Origin of the sequence: Amycolatopsis orientalis, assembly GCF_000943515.2 — a bacterium.
Taxonomy (GTDB): domain Bacteria; phylum Actinomycetota; class Actinomycetes; order Mycobacteriales; family Pseudonocardiaceae; genus Amycolatopsis; species Amycolatopsis orientalis.
The window spans coordinates 5873839-5889387 of record NZ_CP016174.1; the positions used below are offsets into that span (position 1 = coordinate 5873839).

The 15549-nt window shown below is 71.6% G+C and carries 13 protein-coding genes and 2 riboswitches; of the genes, 5 read left to right on the forward strand and 8 right to left on the reverse strand.

Translation table 11 applies throughout. From position 1 onward, the window contains the following. Nucleotides 1-27: 27 nt before the first annotated feature. From SD37_RS25675 to SD37_RS25700, 6 genes are read right to left on the reverse strand one after another with little or no spacing between them, the layout of a single operon-like run. Entirely contained in the window at nt 28-846 is an 819-nt protein-coding gene (locus SD37_RS25675) for an ECF transporter S component family protein (RefSeq protein WP_044851163.1), read from the reverse strand. Beyond that, nucleotides 843-2438 (reverse strand): ABC transporter ATP-binding protein, encoded by a 1596-nt coding sequence (locus SD37_RS25680; RefSeq protein WP_044851164.1) that lies wholly within the window; start codon nt 2436-2438, stop codon nt 843-845. Before SD37_RS25680 ends, SD37_RS25675 begins: the two co-directional genes overlap by 4 nt. Further along, nucleotides 2435-3544: an energy-coupling factor transporter transmembrane component T gene (locus SD37_RS25685; protein WP_044851165.1), complete on the reverse strand. Its 1110-nt coding sequence runs from the start codon at nt 3542-3544 to the stop codon at nt 2435-2437. Before SD37_RS25685 ends, SD37_RS25680 begins: the two co-directional genes overlap by 4 nt. Then, on the reverse strand, nt 3544-4464 hold the full coding sequence (locus SD37_RS25690; protein ID WP_236725115.1) for a YML083C domain-containing protein: 921 nt from the start codon (nt 4462-4464) through the stop codon (nt 3544-3546). Before SD37_RS25690 ends, SD37_RS25685 begins: the two co-directional genes overlap by 1 nt. 17 nt (nt 4465-4481) lie before the next feature. Further along, a complete protein-coding gene (locus SD37_RS25695; protein ID WP_044851166.1) occupies nt 4482-5066 on the reverse strand; it encodes a hypothetical protein in 585 nt (194 codons plus the stop codon). Further along, nucleotides 5063-7555: a hypothetical protein gene (locus SD37_RS25700; RefSeq protein WP_044851167.1), complete on the reverse strand. Its 2493-nt coding sequence runs from the start codon at nt 7553-7555 to the stop codon at nt 5063-5065. Before SD37_RS25700 ends, SD37_RS25695 begins: the two co-directional genes overlap by 4 nt. Before the next feature lie 83 nt (nt 7556-7638). After that, nucleotides 7639-7754: riboswitch (cobalamin riboswitch) on the reverse strand. A 109-nt stretch (nt 7755-7863) separates the two neighbouring features. Then, a riboswitch (cobalamin riboswitch) is annotated at nt 7864-7990 on the forward strand. Between the two features lie 35 nt (nt 7991-8025). Between SD37_RS25700 and SD37_RS25705 the strand changes: the two genes are divergently transcribed. After that, nucleotides 8026-9039, forward strand: coding sequence for a prenyltransferase/squalene oxidase repeat-containing protein (locus SD37_RS25705; protein WP_044851168.1), 1014 nt, complete (start codon nt 8026-8028; stop codon nt 9037-9039). Between the two features lie 55 nt (nt 9040-9094). Here the strand turns inward: SD37_RS25705 and SD37_RS25710 are convergent, their stop codons facing one another. Together SD37_RS25710 and SD37_RS25715 are read right to left on the reverse strand one after the other, a co-directional pair. Next, on the reverse strand, nt 9095-11479 hold the full coding sequence (locus SD37_RS25710) for a LuxR family transcriptional regulator (protein ID WP_044851169.1): 2385 nt from the start codon (nt 11477-11479) through the stop codon (nt 9095-9097). A 48-nt stretch (nt 11480-11527) separates the two neighbouring features. Next, nucleotides 11528-12124, reverse strand: a complete 597-nt coding sequence (locus SD37_RS25715) for a QsdR family transcriptional regulator (RefSeq protein WP_044851170.1) — start codon at nt 12122-12124, stop codon at nt 11528-11530. 139 nt (nt 12125-12263) lie between these two features. On the opposite strand from SD37_RS25715, the gene bdeA reads away from it, so the two are divergent. The 4 genes from bdeA (at nt 12264) to SD37_RS25735 (ending at nt 15549) form a co-directional block, all read left to right on the forward strand. Then, nucleotides 12264-13121 (forward strand): bis(hydroxyethyl) terephthalate hydrolase, encoded by an 858-nt coding sequence (bdeA, locus tag SD37_RS25720; protein ID WP_044851171.1) that lies wholly within the window; start codon nt 12264-12266, stop codon nt 13119-13121. A gap of 98 nt (nt 13122-13219) precedes the next feature. After that, nucleotides 13220-13969, forward strand: coding sequence for an ABC transporter ATP-binding protein (locus SD37_RS25725; protein WP_044851240.1), 750 nt, complete (start codon nt 13220-13222; stop codon nt 13967-13969). Further along, entirely contained in the window at nt 13956-14660 is a 705-nt protein-coding gene (locus SD37_RS25730; protein ID WP_083255314.1) for an ABC transporter ATP-binding protein, read from the forward strand. Before SD37_RS25725 ends, SD37_RS25730 begins: the two co-directional genes overlap by 14 nt. A gap of 10 nt (nt 14661-14670) precedes the next feature. Further along, nucleotides 14671-15549: a branched-chain amino acid ABC transporter permease gene (locus SD37_RS25735; RefSeq protein WP_044851172.1), complete on the forward strand. Its 879-nt coding sequence runs from the start codon at nt 14671-14673 to the stop codon at nt 15547-15549.

Consider the following 15549-nt stretch of genomic DNA (forward strand, 5'->3'; position numbering starts at 1 on the left):
GATGACGGTTAGAACCGTCATCACCACTCACGAGCTGGGCAGGAACTCCCGGCCGAAGGACGCCTTCCGCGACGCCCGTCGCAGCGTGGCGAGCACGGCGGGGCCCAATACCAGGATCGCCACCGTGTTGGTGATCGCGCGTCCGGTGTCCCAGCCCGCCGTCGAGGTCAGCAGGGTGAACACGGCGAACCGGTGCAGGTTCTCCAGCACCGGGGCGCCGGGCACGTAAGAGATGTGGCCATCGTGGTACGGCACTTCGGCGTCGGTGATGAACGGCCAGAACCACAGGTTCATCAGGAATCCGAAGACGTACGCGACGAAGATCCCGTAGCCGACCAGCATCGCGATCTCGGCCTTGCCGGTGACACGGCGCGGCAGCAGTCCCGCGCCCATCCCGATCCACGCCGAGCACATCATCTGGAACGGCAGCCACGGCCCGACTCCGGCGGTCAGCAACGCGGAAGCGAACAGCGACGTACAGCCCAGCACGAACCCGAATCCCGGCCCGAGCACCCGTCCGGCCAGTACCAGGATGAAGAACACGGTCTCGATCCCCGCGGTGCCCGCCCCCAGTGGGCGCAACGCCGCGTTCACCGCCGAGAGGACGCCCAGCATCGCGAGGGCCTTGGAATCCATGCCCCCTTCCGACATCTCGGCCAGCACGATGACGATCAGGACGGGGAGGAGGCCGATGAACACGAACGGCGCGTCCGGACCGTGCTGCATCGACTGCGGTTCGACGCGGACCAGCAGCGGCCACAGGAACATCATCAGCCCGGCGAGCGACGCGAGCGCGAGCACCAGTGCCGAGCGCGGGCCCAGCCGGACCGCGGGCGCGGCGGTCACGGGACCTCCTGCGGAAGCGCCGAGCGGACGTCGTCGACGGTGAGCCACGGTTCGCCGAGGATCTTGGCGACCTGCGTCGCGAACGCCGGCGAGCCGCCCAGCACCCGGTCGGTCGGGCCGTCGGAGACGATCTCCCCTTCCGCCATCACCACCACGCGTTGCGCGACCGTCGCGACGAACTCGACGTCGTGCGTGGCGACCACGACCGCTTTGCCCTCGGCCGTCAGTGACGCGATCATCTGCGCCAGCGCGGCCTTCGCCGTGTAGTCGAGGCCCCTGGTGGGTTCGTCCAGCAGCATGACCCGGGGCGCGGCCGACAACTGCACCGCGAGCACGAGCGCGAGCCGCTGTCCCTCCGAAAGGTCGCGAGGATGCGAGCCGGGATCGATGCCCGGGGCGAGCCTGTCGAGCAGTGCACGGCAGAATCCCGTTTCCGCACCCGACTCCGCGTCGGCGGCTTCGCATTCGGCGGCGACGGTCTGGAGATACAGCAGATCGCTCGCGGTCTGCGGCACCATGCCGACGAGCGCGCGGGCCGCGGCGCTGCTCAGCGTCTTCGGGTCCTTGCCCTCGACGGTGACCTTGCCACCCTGCCGGGGCCCGGAGCCCTGGACCGCCCACAGCAGTGACGACTTGCCGGAGCCGTTGCGGCCCATCATCGCGAGTACTTCGCCCGCGCGCAGGGTGAGGTCGGCCTCCCGCACCGCGACCTTCGGCCCGTACCGCACCACGATCCCGGACGCGGTGAGCACCTCCTCGCCCTCGCTCGCGCTCCGGACCGGCGGGGTCCCCAATGCCAGCGAGGAAGCGCGCCGCCGGGCGTCGCGCACGGTCATCGGCAGCGGGTCCCATGAGGCCAGCCGTCCTAATTGGACGATCGGCGGCGCGATGGGCATGTCCTTGAGCACCTCGGGCGGCGGGCCATCCACCACTCCCCCGGTGCCCGGAACGTAGATCATCCGGTCCGCGAACGGGATCACGCGTTCCATCCGGTGTTCGGCCATCAGCACCGTCGTGCCGAGGTCCTCCACCAGCCTGGCCAACGTCGCCAGTACCTCCTCGGCGGCGGTGGGGTCCAGCGCGGACGTCGGTTCGTCCAGCACGAGCACCTTCGGATGCGTGGTGAGCACCGACCCGATCGCCACCCGCTGCTGCTGCCCGCCGGACAGCGTCCGCAACGCGCGCCTGCGCAGTTCGGCGATGCCGAGGAGATCCAGGGTCTCCTCGACGCGGCGGCGCATCACCTGCGGGTCGAGGCCGAGCTGTTCCATGCCGTACGCCAGTTCGTCCTCGACGGTGTCGGTGACGAAACCCGCGAGCGGATCCTGCCCGACGACGCCGACCAGATGCGCGAACTCGCGCGGTGGCCGCGACCGCGTCGTGACCCCGTCGACGGACACGGTGCCTTCCAGATGGCCGCCGGTGAAATGCGGGACGAGGCCGTTGATCGTGCCGAGCAGCGTCGACTTCCCCGCCCCCGTCTGGCCAGCGAACAGCACGAGTTCACCCTCGCCGATGGACAGCGTCACGTCGGCCAGCACCGGTTCGGAGCGGTCGCGGTAGGTGAAGGTGACGTGGTTCAGTTCGATCATGCGTGCACTTCTTCTTCGAGCGCGGCGTACGGGGGTTCGGGGACCGGGGTCAGGAAGGCGGGCAGCACGCCGACCAGCACACCGAGCAGCGGCAGCCACGAAAGCGACGGCCAGGACAGGGTGATCAGCGACGGGTTGAGGTCCATCGGGTTCACGCTGGAGGTCATGAACAGCACGCCCGCGACGCCGATCCCGCTCGCGGCGACGACGAGTTCCGCCGGCTGCCAGCGATCGGGGCGGTAGCGGCTGCGCCGGACGCGTTTGCCCGCGGACCAGAATCCGGCGAGCCCGATCACCACGCCGGCGGAAAGCACCGGTGCGGCGAGATATCTGGGCGTCGAACCGTCCAAAGTGGCGTAAACGCCGACACAGACGCCGAGCAGTCCGGCGATCATCAGCGTGCCGGTGAGCAGCCGGGCGCGCGCCTCGATCCGCCCCGCGCGGCCGTAACCGCGGGAGTCCATCGACGCGGCGAGCTGCAGCGAGCGGGACAGGGCGTCTTCCAGTACCGGGATGAGGATGGCGTGCAGTGCCTTGGCCTTCTTGCCCGAACCGCCCCGGAGCTTCCGGGCCCGCCGGACCCGCAGCACGCTCTCGGCGAGCTGCGGGAACACCGACAGCGCGACGATCACCGCCGTGCCCACCTCGTACAACGCGGGCGGCATCGCCTTGAGCAGTCGTTTCGGATTCGCCAGCGCGTTGGCCGCGCCGAGACAGATCACCATCGCCGCCAGCCGCATCCCGTCGTAAAGCCCGCCCAGCAACGATTCCGCGGAAACGTCACCGAAGAGCCGGATCCCCGCCGCCCAGGCGGGCAGCGGGATTTCGGGAAGCCGCAGGATGATCGTGGATCCCTCGGAACCGCCGAAGACGAGCCGGAAGAACACCCGGACCGCCACGATGATCGCGCCGAGATAGAGGTAGAGCCGGAACGCCAGCGCCCACGGGGCCTCGGAGCGCCGGGCCACCACGACATAGCCCGCGACGGCCACGATCGTCAGCAGCAGCCACGGATTCGTCGTCCGGGCCGCCGCGACGGCCAGCCCCAGCGCCCACACCCACCAGGCGGCCGGATGCAGGTCGCGCGGCAGGAAATACGAGGTCATCAGGCTCCCTGCGCGCGTTTACGCCTGCGCGCCACCAGGAATCCGGCCACGCACAGCACCAGGACGGCGCCGCCCGCCGCCCAGGGTGCCCAGTCGCTCGCGCCGGACTCGCGTTCGATCAGCGCGTTGACGTCCTCGGCGTTCTCCCCGCCGGTGAACGCGACGTTGGTCGACGGATCCTTCGCCTTCGGCCGCGCCGACGCGCTCGGACGGGGCTTCGGCGGCGGCAACGCCCCCGGGCTCTGCCCCGCGACCGGAGGTGCTCCCGCACCGGGCTCCCCGCCCGCGGGCGCCTGCCTGCCTTCGCCTGGTTGCTGCCCGTTTCCGGCCTGAGGCTGGGGCCGCTGCCGTTCGCCGGGATCGCCGGTGACCGGCTTCGCCTCCTCACGGGGTACGCAAGGCTGGCCTTCGGTCCCGGGCCGCACCGCGGAGACGCGGGGAACCGGATTGGTCTCCGTGGTGGCGTTCAGCGAGAACGACCAGCCTTCGAACCCGCCGGGAACGAAGTCCCGGTTCTTCACGCCCCACTGGCTGTAGTCCCAGGCGCAGTTGTTCGAGGCATGCCAATAGGACCAGTACCCGCCGGCCGGAGGAGTGTCGACACACTGCTCACGGTAGTTTTCGCGGCCGGCGACCGGAAGCTGCTCGGTCGCGGACGGCCGGTTCTCGATCCGGCAGACGAATCCCTCGCCCCAGCGCTGCACCCCGGCGATCTGGAAACCCGCGCCCTTGAGCGCGTCCAGTCCGGTGCCGCGGGACGACTGGGGGTAGCAGCGCACGATGGTCGTGCCGCCGAGTTGCTGGAAGTCGACGATGACGGTGACGCCGGTGGCGTCCTTGCAGAAACCGGGATGGCCCTTGCCCTGATCGATCGCGTAGGCGGACGGCGAAGCGGCGGCGATCAGGACGATCGCCGCCACCAGGCCGAAGACCCTCCTCATTGGACGGTGCGGGCCGGGTTCGACGGGGTGACCCGGGGCGGCGGGTTGGTCGAGGCGGACTTGTTCAGCGAGAACGACCAGCCTTCGAAGCCGCCGGGGACGACGTTGCGGTTGAGGGCGCCCTGGGTGCTGTAGGTCCAGGAGGCCCCGGTTCCGTCGGCGTACCAGTAACCCCAGTACGCGTTCGCGGGCGGGGTGTTGACGCACGCTTCCTTGTAGTTCGGGTTGCCCGACAGCGGAAGGGTTTCGGTCGCGGACGGGCGGGTCTCCAGGCGGCAGACGAAACCGAGGCCCCATCGCGCGGTCCCGGCGACGGCGATACCCGCGTCCTGCAATGCCTTGATGCCCGTACGGGCGGTGCCGGGGCTCGCGTTGGGCGAGCAGCGCGTGATCGTCGGCGCGGCGGTGCCGCCGTTGCCGTTCAGTTCCTGGAAGTCGACGACGACGGTGACGCCGGTGAGGGCGTCGTTCCCCGTGCAGACGCCGTTGTACCCCTTGGCCGGATCGACCGCCTGCGCGGTCGCGGGCACGGCGATCGTCAGTCCGATGAGGACAGACGTGACGGCGAGCAGTTTTCTCATGACGAGACCCCCTTGGTGTTGGTGAACCGGCGAAGCAGGAAAACCAGCGTGATCACCGCGAGCAGCAGCGCCCCGGCGAGTCCGGCCAGGCCCCATGTCAGCCACGAAGGCGGGGCGGCGGCCGATGTTTGCGAGCCGGACATGGCGTGCGCGGCGTCGGCCGTGGTGACCTCGGAAAGCGGTAGCCGGAGCGCGGGCGACAACGGCGAATCCGCCGCGGTGAGCCACGAACGGCCGGCGACGCCCGGTGCGGCCGCCAAGCTCGTCGGGAAGTCGGTGCTCCCGTCGCCCGCGGCGGATCCCTTGACGAAGCCGCCGTCGGCTTGGACGAGTCCGCCCAGCGCACGCGCGGTCCGGCTCGCGTCCAGCCCCGCCACCTGCCGGGCGGCGGCGACGGCGGCGCTGAGCGCGACGTCCGGTTCCCCCGCCTCACCGGTCACCATGCCTTCGCCGGTCGGCCGGACGCCGAGCGCGCCCACCGCGGCGGTGAACGCCGACACGCGCCGCTCGGACCAGCCGTCCGGCCGTTTGGTGGCGGGTGCGACGTCGGTGAACGGCCGCGCGGCGAGGGCCGTGACGGCCGCGGCCGTCGCGCCGAGGTCACCGGATCCGCACTCCGGGGTGTCGAGGTGCTTCGGGAACGTGCCGTCGGCGCACTGGGCGGCGAGGAGCAGTTCGACGGCGGCACCGGGTTCGGCGGCGGTGGCGAGCAGGGCCCAGGAGTGGCGTTCGACCGTCTCGTCCGCGTCGGCGAAGGAACCGGTGTCGGTGAACCTGCCGTCCGGACCGCGCAGTGCCACCAACTCGGCCTGCAGCTGAGCCGCGACATCGGAAGCCTTCGCGAACTCGGCGACGAGCACGAGCTTCGCCAGCGGCCCGGCGTAGGACGCCCCGCCCTGTTCGTACGGCGCGCCATGCGCGTAGGCCCGCACGGCCTCCGGCGTGAGCAGGAACTTCGACGCGCGCGCGACCGTGTCCGGTTGCTCGTCCAGCGCCCGCAACGCGAGCACGACTTCCGCGGTGGCGTCGTAGTCGACGTAGGTCTTGCCGTCCTCGATGACCTCGACGTGGTCGCCGCCGACCAGCCGGTTCGCCAGGTACGCGCCCAGGCGGGCCGACGGCGTCGCCGTACCCGTGCCCGCGGGCGGGACCGCCGTCACCGGCGGGTTCCGGAGAACCGTGGTCCCCCTCGGTCCCGTCCTCTTCGGTTTCGCCGCACCGGCCTTCGGGGTGGGCCCGGTGGCGGGCTTGGCCGCAGGCGGCGTGACGATGACCGTGCCCGGGTTCGGCGGTGGCCCGGCACGTTTCGCGAGCGCGTAGAAGCCGGTCTGTGCCAGCCCGAGCGAGCCCTGGGCACCGGCGCGGATCCAGGTGTCGAGCCCGCTGATGCCGCCGGTGCGCGCGGCCCGGTAGGCCGCGGGACTGTAGGCGATCGCGCCGACGTCGTCCGCGAGCCTGGTGCCGGAGTCGGCCGCGGCCGTGGCCTGCGCGGACTTGAGGAAGCGCATCCCGCGGTCCACCGCCGCTTCCGCTCCTCCGGCGTCGGCGAGCGCTTGGACGATCAGACCGGTGCTGTTGGTGTTCGGGGCTTCGGTGCCGACGCCGCCGCCCCAGCCACCGTCCGCGCTCTGGTGCGCGGTGAGCCAGGAAACGGTTTTGGCGATCGGCGCGTCGAGTCCGGTCGCGCCCGCCTTCCGCGCGGCCAGCAGCGCCGACAGCGAAAGGCCGGTGGCGTCGCCGTCCGGCGCGGACTGGTCGGTCGCCTTGCCCTCGTCGCATGTCGCGACCTTGTAACCGCCCGGGCGGACGTGGTCGCCGGTCTCGGTCGTCTTGACGTCACTGAAGAAGATGCGGAAGTAGCCCTCGGAACACTGCTGGGTCAGCAGCTTGTCGATGGCGAGCCGCTCGTTCTCGCCCGCCGCCGCGAGCCCGATGACACCGAGCGCCTGGCCGAACATGTTGGCGTTGTTGGTCACGGAGCCCGCCAGGTCCGGGTTCTTCGAGTAGTCGCTGATCCGGCCCTTGTCCGGGCCCTGGCGCATGATGGCGCCGTGGGTCTCGGCGACCATGTCGTGGCCGTCGAAGTTCCGCGGGTCCCGGCCGGAGACCTGGGCGGCGACCAGCGTTTTCGCCACCGCGCCGCCGACGATGACGGCGTCGTACCCGGCTCCGGGGACCAAGCCGTCCCAGGTGAAGTAGTCGGTGGCGTGGCCCTGGTCGTCGAGGAACTTCATGATCGGTTCGGCGCGCGCGCCTTCGCCCGCCGCGTACATCGCGAACACCACGTCGAGCATCAGCCCGTGGTCGGGTAACGCGCCGCCGTTGGGATCGTCGAGCGTGCCGTCCGGCTTCAGTTTCGACGCGAGCCACCGGGAATTCGCCTGCGCCGCATCACGGTCGCTCGCGGCCGTCGCCGTGCCGGTGAGCAGTGCGGCGACCACTCCGGCGCTGACGGCGAAGGACAAGGCGGCCAGAGATCCGCGGCGCATGTACTCCTCCTTTGCGGCACGACGGAGGACAGGCGCGGAACGCCGCGGTCACCCCTGTTTATCGCGACAGTGGTTCGGACTTCTGGTTCGTTCGTCCGCCCGTTCGGTATCCCGGCTCGCCCTGGTGAAAGGGCCCACGGTTGCGCGACAGCGCCGGATTTCGACCGGCTTCCCCGTCACGGGCGGCGGTGTTGAATTGTCGAGCCAGCCGAGGTTAGCACCCGATCTTCGGCGGCAGGCACCGCTGACCAGGTCGTTGCCAGGATCACAGCACCGCTCGCGTGCGGCGGTACCGCGGCACGCGCCAGGGATGACATTCTTCGGACCGTCCGATTCAGCGCGGTCGTGGGGGAAGTCCGGTGAGAGTCCGGCGCTGTCCCGCAACGGTATGCCTTCCCGGCGAGCCCGGTCACCCACGTCGCGCGGTGTCACCACCGACTCCTGTCGTGGAAATGCGGGAAAGGGTTCTCATGAGACGTTTCGTCCTCGCCGTCGTCATGCTGTGCGGCCTCGGAGTGGTCGCCGCCCCGGCGGCGGCCGCGGCCACCACGAACAAGGCCGGCGCCGCCGCGGGCTGGCTCGCCAGGCAACTGACCGACGGGGAACGGTTCGAGGCTGACTTCGGCGGCCAGAAGTTCCCTGACCAGGGCTTGACGATCGACGCCGTCTTCGCGTTCGCCGCCGCCGGGGTGTCGGACACGAACGCGGGCAAGGCGATCGCGTGGCTGGCGAAGCCGGAGATCACCACCGGCTACGTCGGCGGTGGCGCCGAGGCTTACGCGGGCGCGCACGCCAAGTTGATGCTCGCCGCGCAGATCCGGGGCGCGAACCCGTCGTCGTTCGGCGGTGTCGACCTGAAGGCGGGCTTGCTCTCGCTGCTCACGCCGTCCGGCCGGTTCTCCGACCGGTCCGCGTTCGGCGACTACTCCAACGCCCTTTCGCAGTCGCTCGCGCTGCTCGCGCTCGACCGCACCCCCGAGGGCGCTCCCGCGTCCGCCGTGACCTTCCTCTCGGGCACGCAATGCGCGGACGGCGGCTTCCCGCTGAACTTCGGGGAAGCGACGTGCACGAGCGACGTCGACGCGACCGCGACGGTCGTCCAGGCGCTGCGCGCCACCGGTGACGCGGTGAACGCCGGCGAGGGCACGGCCTGGCTCGTCACCAAGCAGCACGCGGACGGCGGCTTCGGGTTCGGCACGAACGCGCCCAACGCCAACAGCACCGGCCTCGCCGCCGAAGCGCTCGCGGGTCACCGTCCCGCCGCGGCGGCCAAGGCGCGCGACTTCCTGCGGTCGCTGCAGATCGGCTGCACCGGCGCGGTGGCGGACCGGGGCGCGATCGCCTACGACGCCACCGGCCTGAACCCGTCGACCGCCCCGCGCGCGACCGCCCAGGCGATCCTCGGCCTGGCGAGGGTTCCGTTGAGCGACCTGCACGGCGGTGGCCGTCCGCAGGCACCGGTGCTCGCCTGCCCCCGCGTTTAGAGGACGCGAAGCTGCCGCATCCAGAGGACTAAACGCGGCGCGGGGAGAGGTGCGCTCACGAGTCGGCGAAGCGGCGCGCGAGTTCGACGCGTGAGCGCACTCCCAAAGCGGTGAAGATGTTGCGCAGGTGGTGATCCACGGTCCGGTGGCTGATCACCAGCCGCCGCGCGATCTCCTTGTTCGTCTCCCCCGCCGCGACCAGGCGCGTGATGGCGGACTGCTGCGGGGTGAGCCCGGCGAGGGACCGGTGCGGCGCGTCGACGGTCTCGCCGGTCGCCCGGAGGCCGGCGCGGGCCCGTTCGGCGAACCGGGTCGCGCCGACGTTTTCGAAGCCGCGCAAGGCATCGCGGAACTGATCCCGCGCGTCCCTCGTCCGCCGATGGCGGCGCAGCAGGGTGGCGTACGCGAACCGCGTCCTGGCGAGTTCGACGGCGCCGCCCGCCAGCCGGTGCGCCTCGATCGCCGCCCGGAAACGCCGTTCCGCCCCCACCGGATCCTCGGCGGTCAGCGCGTGACAGCGGTGGCTCAGCGCGAGCCAGCAGGGTTCCGCCCCCGCGAGGGTCCAGCGATCGAACACCTCCAGCGCCGTCCGCGCGCGTTCGGGCCGCCCGGCGAGGACGGCCGCCTCGACCAGTTGCGGGGTGGCGAGGACCCGGATCACCGGCTGGTCGCCGGAAACCCCCGACGCGAGGTCTTCGAGCCTGCTCAGCGCGTCGTCCGGCCGGTCTTCGGCCAGGTCCAGGCAGGCGTTCGCCCACGCCGAGACGGCGGCGGGCCTGCCGAGGCCGCGTTCGGCGATCCCGCCTGCCGCCTCGCCCAGTTCGGGTGCCCGTTCGCCCAGCAACGCGGCGGCGAGCCCGAGCAACGTCAGATGCTCCATCCGCAGGTTGTGGGGCGCGTGCAGGCCCTCGCGGGACGCCGCCCGCGCGCAAGGGAGGCGGTCGAGCGCGATGGCGGACAGCGACAGGTAGATCAGCGCCCACGGCAGTTCCGCGTGCCGCCTGCCCAGCCGCGCGCGGCTCACGGCCGCGGCCGCGTACTCATGGGCCCGTTCGGCGTGTCCACGGGCGAAGGCGGCCTCGGCGGCCCAGACAGCACCGGCGACGTCGGCGTCGCCCATCCCCCGGCGGACGGCCTCCTCCAGCGGGTCTACGGCGTCGTCGTGACGTCCGGCGTAGACCGAGGTGAGACCGCTGAAATGGGCGGAGGCCAGTCCGTCTCCGGCGGGGACCGTCCGCGCCAGGCCCCGGTACCCGCTCAGGTCGCCGCCGAGCCTGCGCGCCTCACCGGCCAGCAGGAGCGCGGCGGCCGGATCGGGCAGCAGTTCCGCGGCCGTGCCCAGTTCGTGGGTGGCGACCGCGGGATCGCCGTCACGCAGTTCGATTTCCCCGTGCAGCAACGCCACCGCGCCCGGTTCAGCGTCGACACGAGAGAGCAGCAGCCGCGCCCAGCCCGGCCTCCCCGCCTGCCAGGCGGCGTCGGCGGCGGCCAGTAACCTGGCCGCCCGTACCGGCGGATCGACGGCCAGGGCGGCGGCGCGTTCGAGTTGCCTGGCCGAGGCCGCGTGGTCCGCCGCCGGTGCGGCGGCGAGGGCGTCGGCGAGTGGGGCGGACGGCGTCGCGGTGGCCATCGCGAGATGCCAGAGCGCGTCCGGTCCCTCCCCCTCGGCGGCCAGCCGCGCGTGCGCCGCGCGGCGATCCGACGGTGACGCCGCCGCCGACCACGTCGCTTGCGCCACCTTGCTCGCCGGGGAATCCACGACGGCGGCGAGGAACCGGACGCGGTCCTCGGCAGGCATCGCGTCCAGCCGGGCGGCGTACCCGGCCAGGCGTTCCCGCAGGACCGGCGACACCGGCTCCCGGCCCGCGGCCTGAGCCGGGGTGAGCTGCGCCGCCAGCGCGACGAGGTCCGCCGGATTCCCACCGCCCAGTTCGACCAGCTGCGGGCGTACCCCGGCGGGCACACTCCGGTCACGCAGCAGCAGGTCCGCCGCCTCGGCGGTCAACGGGGCCAGCTCGACGGACTCGAACTCGTCGGATCCGGACCGCGAGGCGAGCACCATCCCGACCTGGGTCCCGGACAGCCTCCGGGCCGCGAAACCCAGCGCCGCCAAGGATTCCGCGTCGACCCATTGCGCGTCGTCCACCCAGCAGATCGCCGGCCCCGGGAGTTCGCTCAGCCGCCGATGCGCTTCCGCTCCCCCGGTGACCGAGGCGCCGAACAGGCGGTGCAGCGCCCCGAACGGCAGCGCGCGCTCCGCTCGCAGGCCCCGTACGCCGAGCAGGCGGACGCCGGACGCGCCGCGCAGCTCGGTCAGGAGCGCCGATTTCCCGAGTCCTTCCGCGCCGCGGACCAGCACGGCGTGCCCGGCGACCGACCGCAGCCCGCCGAAGAGATCGTCCCTGCCCCGCAGCGGGTACACGACGTCCCGGACAGGCATCGGCGCCTCCTCGAAATCCCTTTCGATGAAACACCAAGCGCAAGTGTTTCACAAGATCCTGCTGGGCACCTTTCCTTCCACGAGCGCCGCGAGCAGCGTCGACGCCGCCTCGAGATCGGGTGTGCGTGACGCGAGGACGTCCGAATACAGGAACGCCTCCCCCAGCCGGACGATCGCGTAACAGAGGCTGTCCAGGCTGACCGCGGGCACGAAGCCGCCGTCGTCGACGTCGCGGCGCAGCAACTCGACGTGCGCCGCGATCACCCTCGGCTGGACCCGCCCGTCCGGATCGGTGAGCAGCCGGATCGCGAGCACCGGCTCGTCGTCGAGGAAGCGGCGGAACCCGGCGCTCGCCGCCAGGACCGACCGGTATTCGCGCATGATCGCGAGACAGCGCAGTTCGCCCGCCGCATTACGCACCACATCGCCCTCATCGCGCTCCCAGGTGCGCGCGGCGGCGGTCAGGGTGCGCTCGGACAGGTAATAGAGGGCATCACCGAGCAGGTCTTCCCGGTTGCCGACGCGGCGGAACAGGGTGCTGCGCGAGATGCCCAGGTCTTGGGCGAAGGCGGACGTGTCGACACGGATGCCGCGATCGATCCACCGCGCCGCGGTGCGGACTATGTCCTCGGCTGAGGGGTTCACGATCGCCGATCGTACGGGCGGCGGACCCGCTGAACGTGGCCGCGGACGAACACTGGCGATTTCGCCGATGCGGCCCCGGCGGCCGTTTGCCACAGTCCATCACCACGGACTGTGTTCAACGGCGAACGGAGACGGCACCATGCGTAGTACGACCCGGATCCTTTGTGGACTGGCCACCGTCGCGGCACTCACGGTCGCTCCCACGGCCTACGCCGCCGACAACCCCTATGAGCGGGGGCCGGACCCGACGGAAAGCAGCATCGAAGCCTCCCGCGGCTCGTTCGCGGTGTCGCAGACTTCGGTGTCGAGCCTGGCCGTCACCGGCTTCGGCGGCGGCACCATCTACTACCCCACCAGCACCGCGCAGGGCACGTTCGGCGCGGTCGCCATCTCGCCGGGGTTCACCGCGACCCAGTCGAGCATCGCGTGGATCGGCCCGCGGCTGGCGTCGCAGGGATTCGTCGTGTTCACGATCGACACCAACACCATCTACGACCAGCCCGACAGCCGCGGCGACCAGCTGCTGGCCGCGCTCGACTACCTGACCCAGCGCAGCAGCGTCCGCTCCCGTATCGACACCTCCCGCCTCGCGGTGGCCGGGCATTCGATGGGCGGCGGCGGTTCGCTCGAAGCGGCACAGGACCGGCCGTCACTGCAGGCGGCTGTCCCGCTCGCGCCGTGGAACACGCAGAAGTCGTGGTCCTCGCTGCGGGTGCCGACGTTCGTCATCGGCGGCGAATCCGACACCGTCGCGCCGGTGGCCTCGCATTCGATCCCGTTCTACACCAGCATTCCCGCCTCGGCGGAGAAGGCGTACATGGAGCTGGACAACGCGAGTCACTTCTTCCCGAACACGGCGAACACGACCATGGCGAAGTACACGATCTCGTGGCTGAAGCGGTTCGTGGACAACGACACCCGCTACGAGCAGTTCCTCTGCCCCGCCCCGGACGACCGCACGATCAGCGACTACCGGGACACCTGCCCGCACGCCTGAGCGCATCGGGTCCCGGCGCGCCGCGCCGGGACCTGATCTCCACCCCGCGTCCCCTTTCGCCGTTGGGAGTTCCCTGCGTGACCCTGTCGACTTTCGAGATGTCCGGCGTGTCGGTGAGGTTCGGCGGTCTCGTCGCGCTGTCCGGCGTCTCCTTGACCGTCGCCCCGGGCCGGGTGCTCGGCGTGATCGGCCCGAACGGCGCGGGGAAGACCACGCTGTTCAACGTGGCGTGCGGTTTCATCCGGCCGGACGCCGGCACGCTGACCTGGCGCGGCACCGAACTGCGGCGGCTGCGCCCCCATCACCTCGCGCGCCTCGGCATCGCCCGCGGCCTGCAGGAACTCGGCCTGTTCGACCGGATGACGGTGCTGGACAACGTCCTGGTGGGCGCGGACAGGCACGCGAAAGCGGGTTTCTTCTCGTCCCTGCTGGGACTGACGCGGGACGAGAAGGCACTGACCGAGCGGGCGATGGCCTACCTCGACGACTTCGGCATCGCCGACGTCGCCCACCGCTACCCGGCGAGTCTCCCCTATCCGGTCCGCAAACGCGTCGCCCTCGCCAGGGCACTGGCGGGCGAACCGGATCTGCTGCTGCTCGACGAACCGGCGGGCGGGCTCTCGGCCGCCGAGATCGCCGACGTCGGCACGCTGGTGCGGGGTCTGACCGACCGCATGTCGGTGATGCTCGTGGAACACCACATGGATCTCGTGATGGCGGTCTGCGACGAGATCGTGGTGCTGGACTTCGGCAAGGTGATCGCCCGCGGCACCCCGGACGAGATCCGCGCGGATCCGGCCGTGCAGGCGGCCTACCTCGGCGAGGAGGTGGCCGGTGCTGACCGTTGAGAACCTCTCGGCGGGCTATGGCCCGGTCCGGGCGCTCGATTCCGTGAGCCTGTCCGCCGCCCCCGGTGAGATCACCGCGGTCCTCGGCGCGAACGGCGCCGGGAAGACCACCTTGCTGCGCACCATCTCCGGGCTCGTCCGGCCGTCGGGCGGCCGGATCTCCCTCGCGGGCCGCGACCTCACCGGAGTGTCCACAGAGGACCTTCCCGCGCTCGGCCTCGCCCACGTCCCCGAAGGCCGCGGTGTCCTGGCCGAACTGACCGTCGAGGAGAACCTGCGGCTGGGTGCCCTGGGTGCGCGCGGTCGCGCGACGGCGGACGGCCTGCGCCGGATCTACGACCTCTTCCCGGTGCTCGCCGACCGCAGGAACGGCCTCGCGCATGTCCTTTCCGGCGGGGAACGGCAGATGCTGGTGATCGGCCGCGCGCTGCTGTCCCGGCCGAAGGTCCTGCTGCTCGACGAGCCGTCACTGGGCCTCGCGCCGCGGATCGTGGCGCAGATCTTCGACCTGCTGCGCGCTCTCGTCCGCGACGACGGGCTGGCCGTCGTGCTGGTCGAGCAGAACGCGCGCAGCGCGCTGTCCATCGCCGACCACGGCGTCGTGCTCAACCTCGGTGAGGTCGTCGTCCGGCGGGACGCGGCCACGCTCGTCGCGGACGACGACCTCCGGCATGCCTACCTCGGATTCTGAAAGGGGCCTCGTGCAGCAACTGCTGACCACCGCGCTCACCGGCCTGACCCTCGGCGTGGTCTACGCCGCCTTCGCACTGGCCTTGGTGCTGATCTGGCGGGCGACGCGGATCGTGAACTTCGCGCAGGCGCCGATGGCGATGATCACCACCTACCTGGCGCTGGTCCTGATCGACGCCGGCTGGTCGTACTGGCTCGGTTTCGCCGTCGCCCTGCTTTCGGGGCTGCTGCTCGGCGCCGTGGTGGAACGGTTCGTGGTCCGGTTCGTCTCCGGGAAGCCCGAGATCAACGCCGTCATCCTCACCCTCGGCTTGTTCATCGTGCTGCACGCGCTGGCAGCGCTGGTGTTCGGCGCGCGGTACCGGTCGTTCCCCGCGCCGTTCGGGCTGACCGGTTTCCAGGTCGGCGGCACGACGATCGCGCTGACCGGCTTCGGCGTGTTCACCGTCGCCGCCGTCGCGGTGGTGCTGACCGGGCTCGTGCTGTTGTTCCGTGGCACCGATCTCGGCCTGCGGATGCGGGCCGCCGCCTTCGACCAGGAGGTGGCCCGCCTGCTCGGGGTGCGGGTCGGGCGGATGCTCACCCTCGGCTGGGCGCTGGCCGCCCTCGCCGGTTCCCTGGCCGGGCTGCTGATCGCCGGCGGCGGACTGGTCCATCCGTCCTATATGGACGGTGTGGTCGTCTACGGTTTCGTCGCGGCGGTGCTCGGTGGCCTGGACAGCCCGGTCGGCGCGGTCGTCGGCGGCGTCGTGTTGGGCCTCTCCCTGAGCCTGGTCAGCGGGTACGTCGGCGCCGAGCTGGTCCCGCTCGCGGCGCTGGGGATCCTCATGGTGGTCCTGCTGCTCAAACCCGGCGGGCTGTTCGCGAGTGTCCGCGAGCGGAGGGTCTGA

Excerpts from the sequence above, each read along its gene's own strand:
- SD37_RS25680 (WP_044851164.1), bottom strand. The coding sequence starts at position 2,438 with ATGATCGAACTGAACCACGTCACCTTCACCTACCGCGACCGCTCCGAA.
- SD37_RS25685 (WP_044851165.1), bottom strand. The coding sequence starts at position 3,544 with ATGACCTCGTATTTCCTGCCGCGCGACCTGCATCCGGCCGCCTGGTGG.
- SD37_RS25695 (WP_044851166.1), bottom strand. The coding sequence starts at position 5,066 with ATGAGAAAACTGCTCGCCGTCACGTCTGTCCTCATCGGACTGACGATC.
- SD37_RS25700 (WP_044851167.1), bottom strand. The coding sequence starts at position 7,555 with ATGCGCCGCGGATCTCTGGCCGCCTTGTCCTTCGCCGTCAGCGCCGGA.
- SD37_RS25705 (WP_044851168.1), top strand. The coding sequence starts at position 8,026 with ATGAGACGTTTCGTCCTCGCCGTCGTCATGCTGTGCGGCCTCGGAGTG.
- SD37_RS25710 (WP_044851169.1), bottom strand. The coding sequence starts at position 11,479 with ATGCCTGTCCGGGACGTCGTGTACCCGCTGCGGGGCAGGGACGATCTC.
- bdeA (WP_044851171.1), top strand. The coding sequence starts at position 12,264 with ATGCGTAGTACGACCCGGATCCTTTGTGGACTGGCCACCGTCGCGGCA.
- SD37_RS25725 (WP_044851240.1), top strand. The coding sequence starts at position 13,220 with ATGTCCGGCGTGTCGGTGAGGTTCGGCGGTCTCGTCGCGCTGTCCGGC.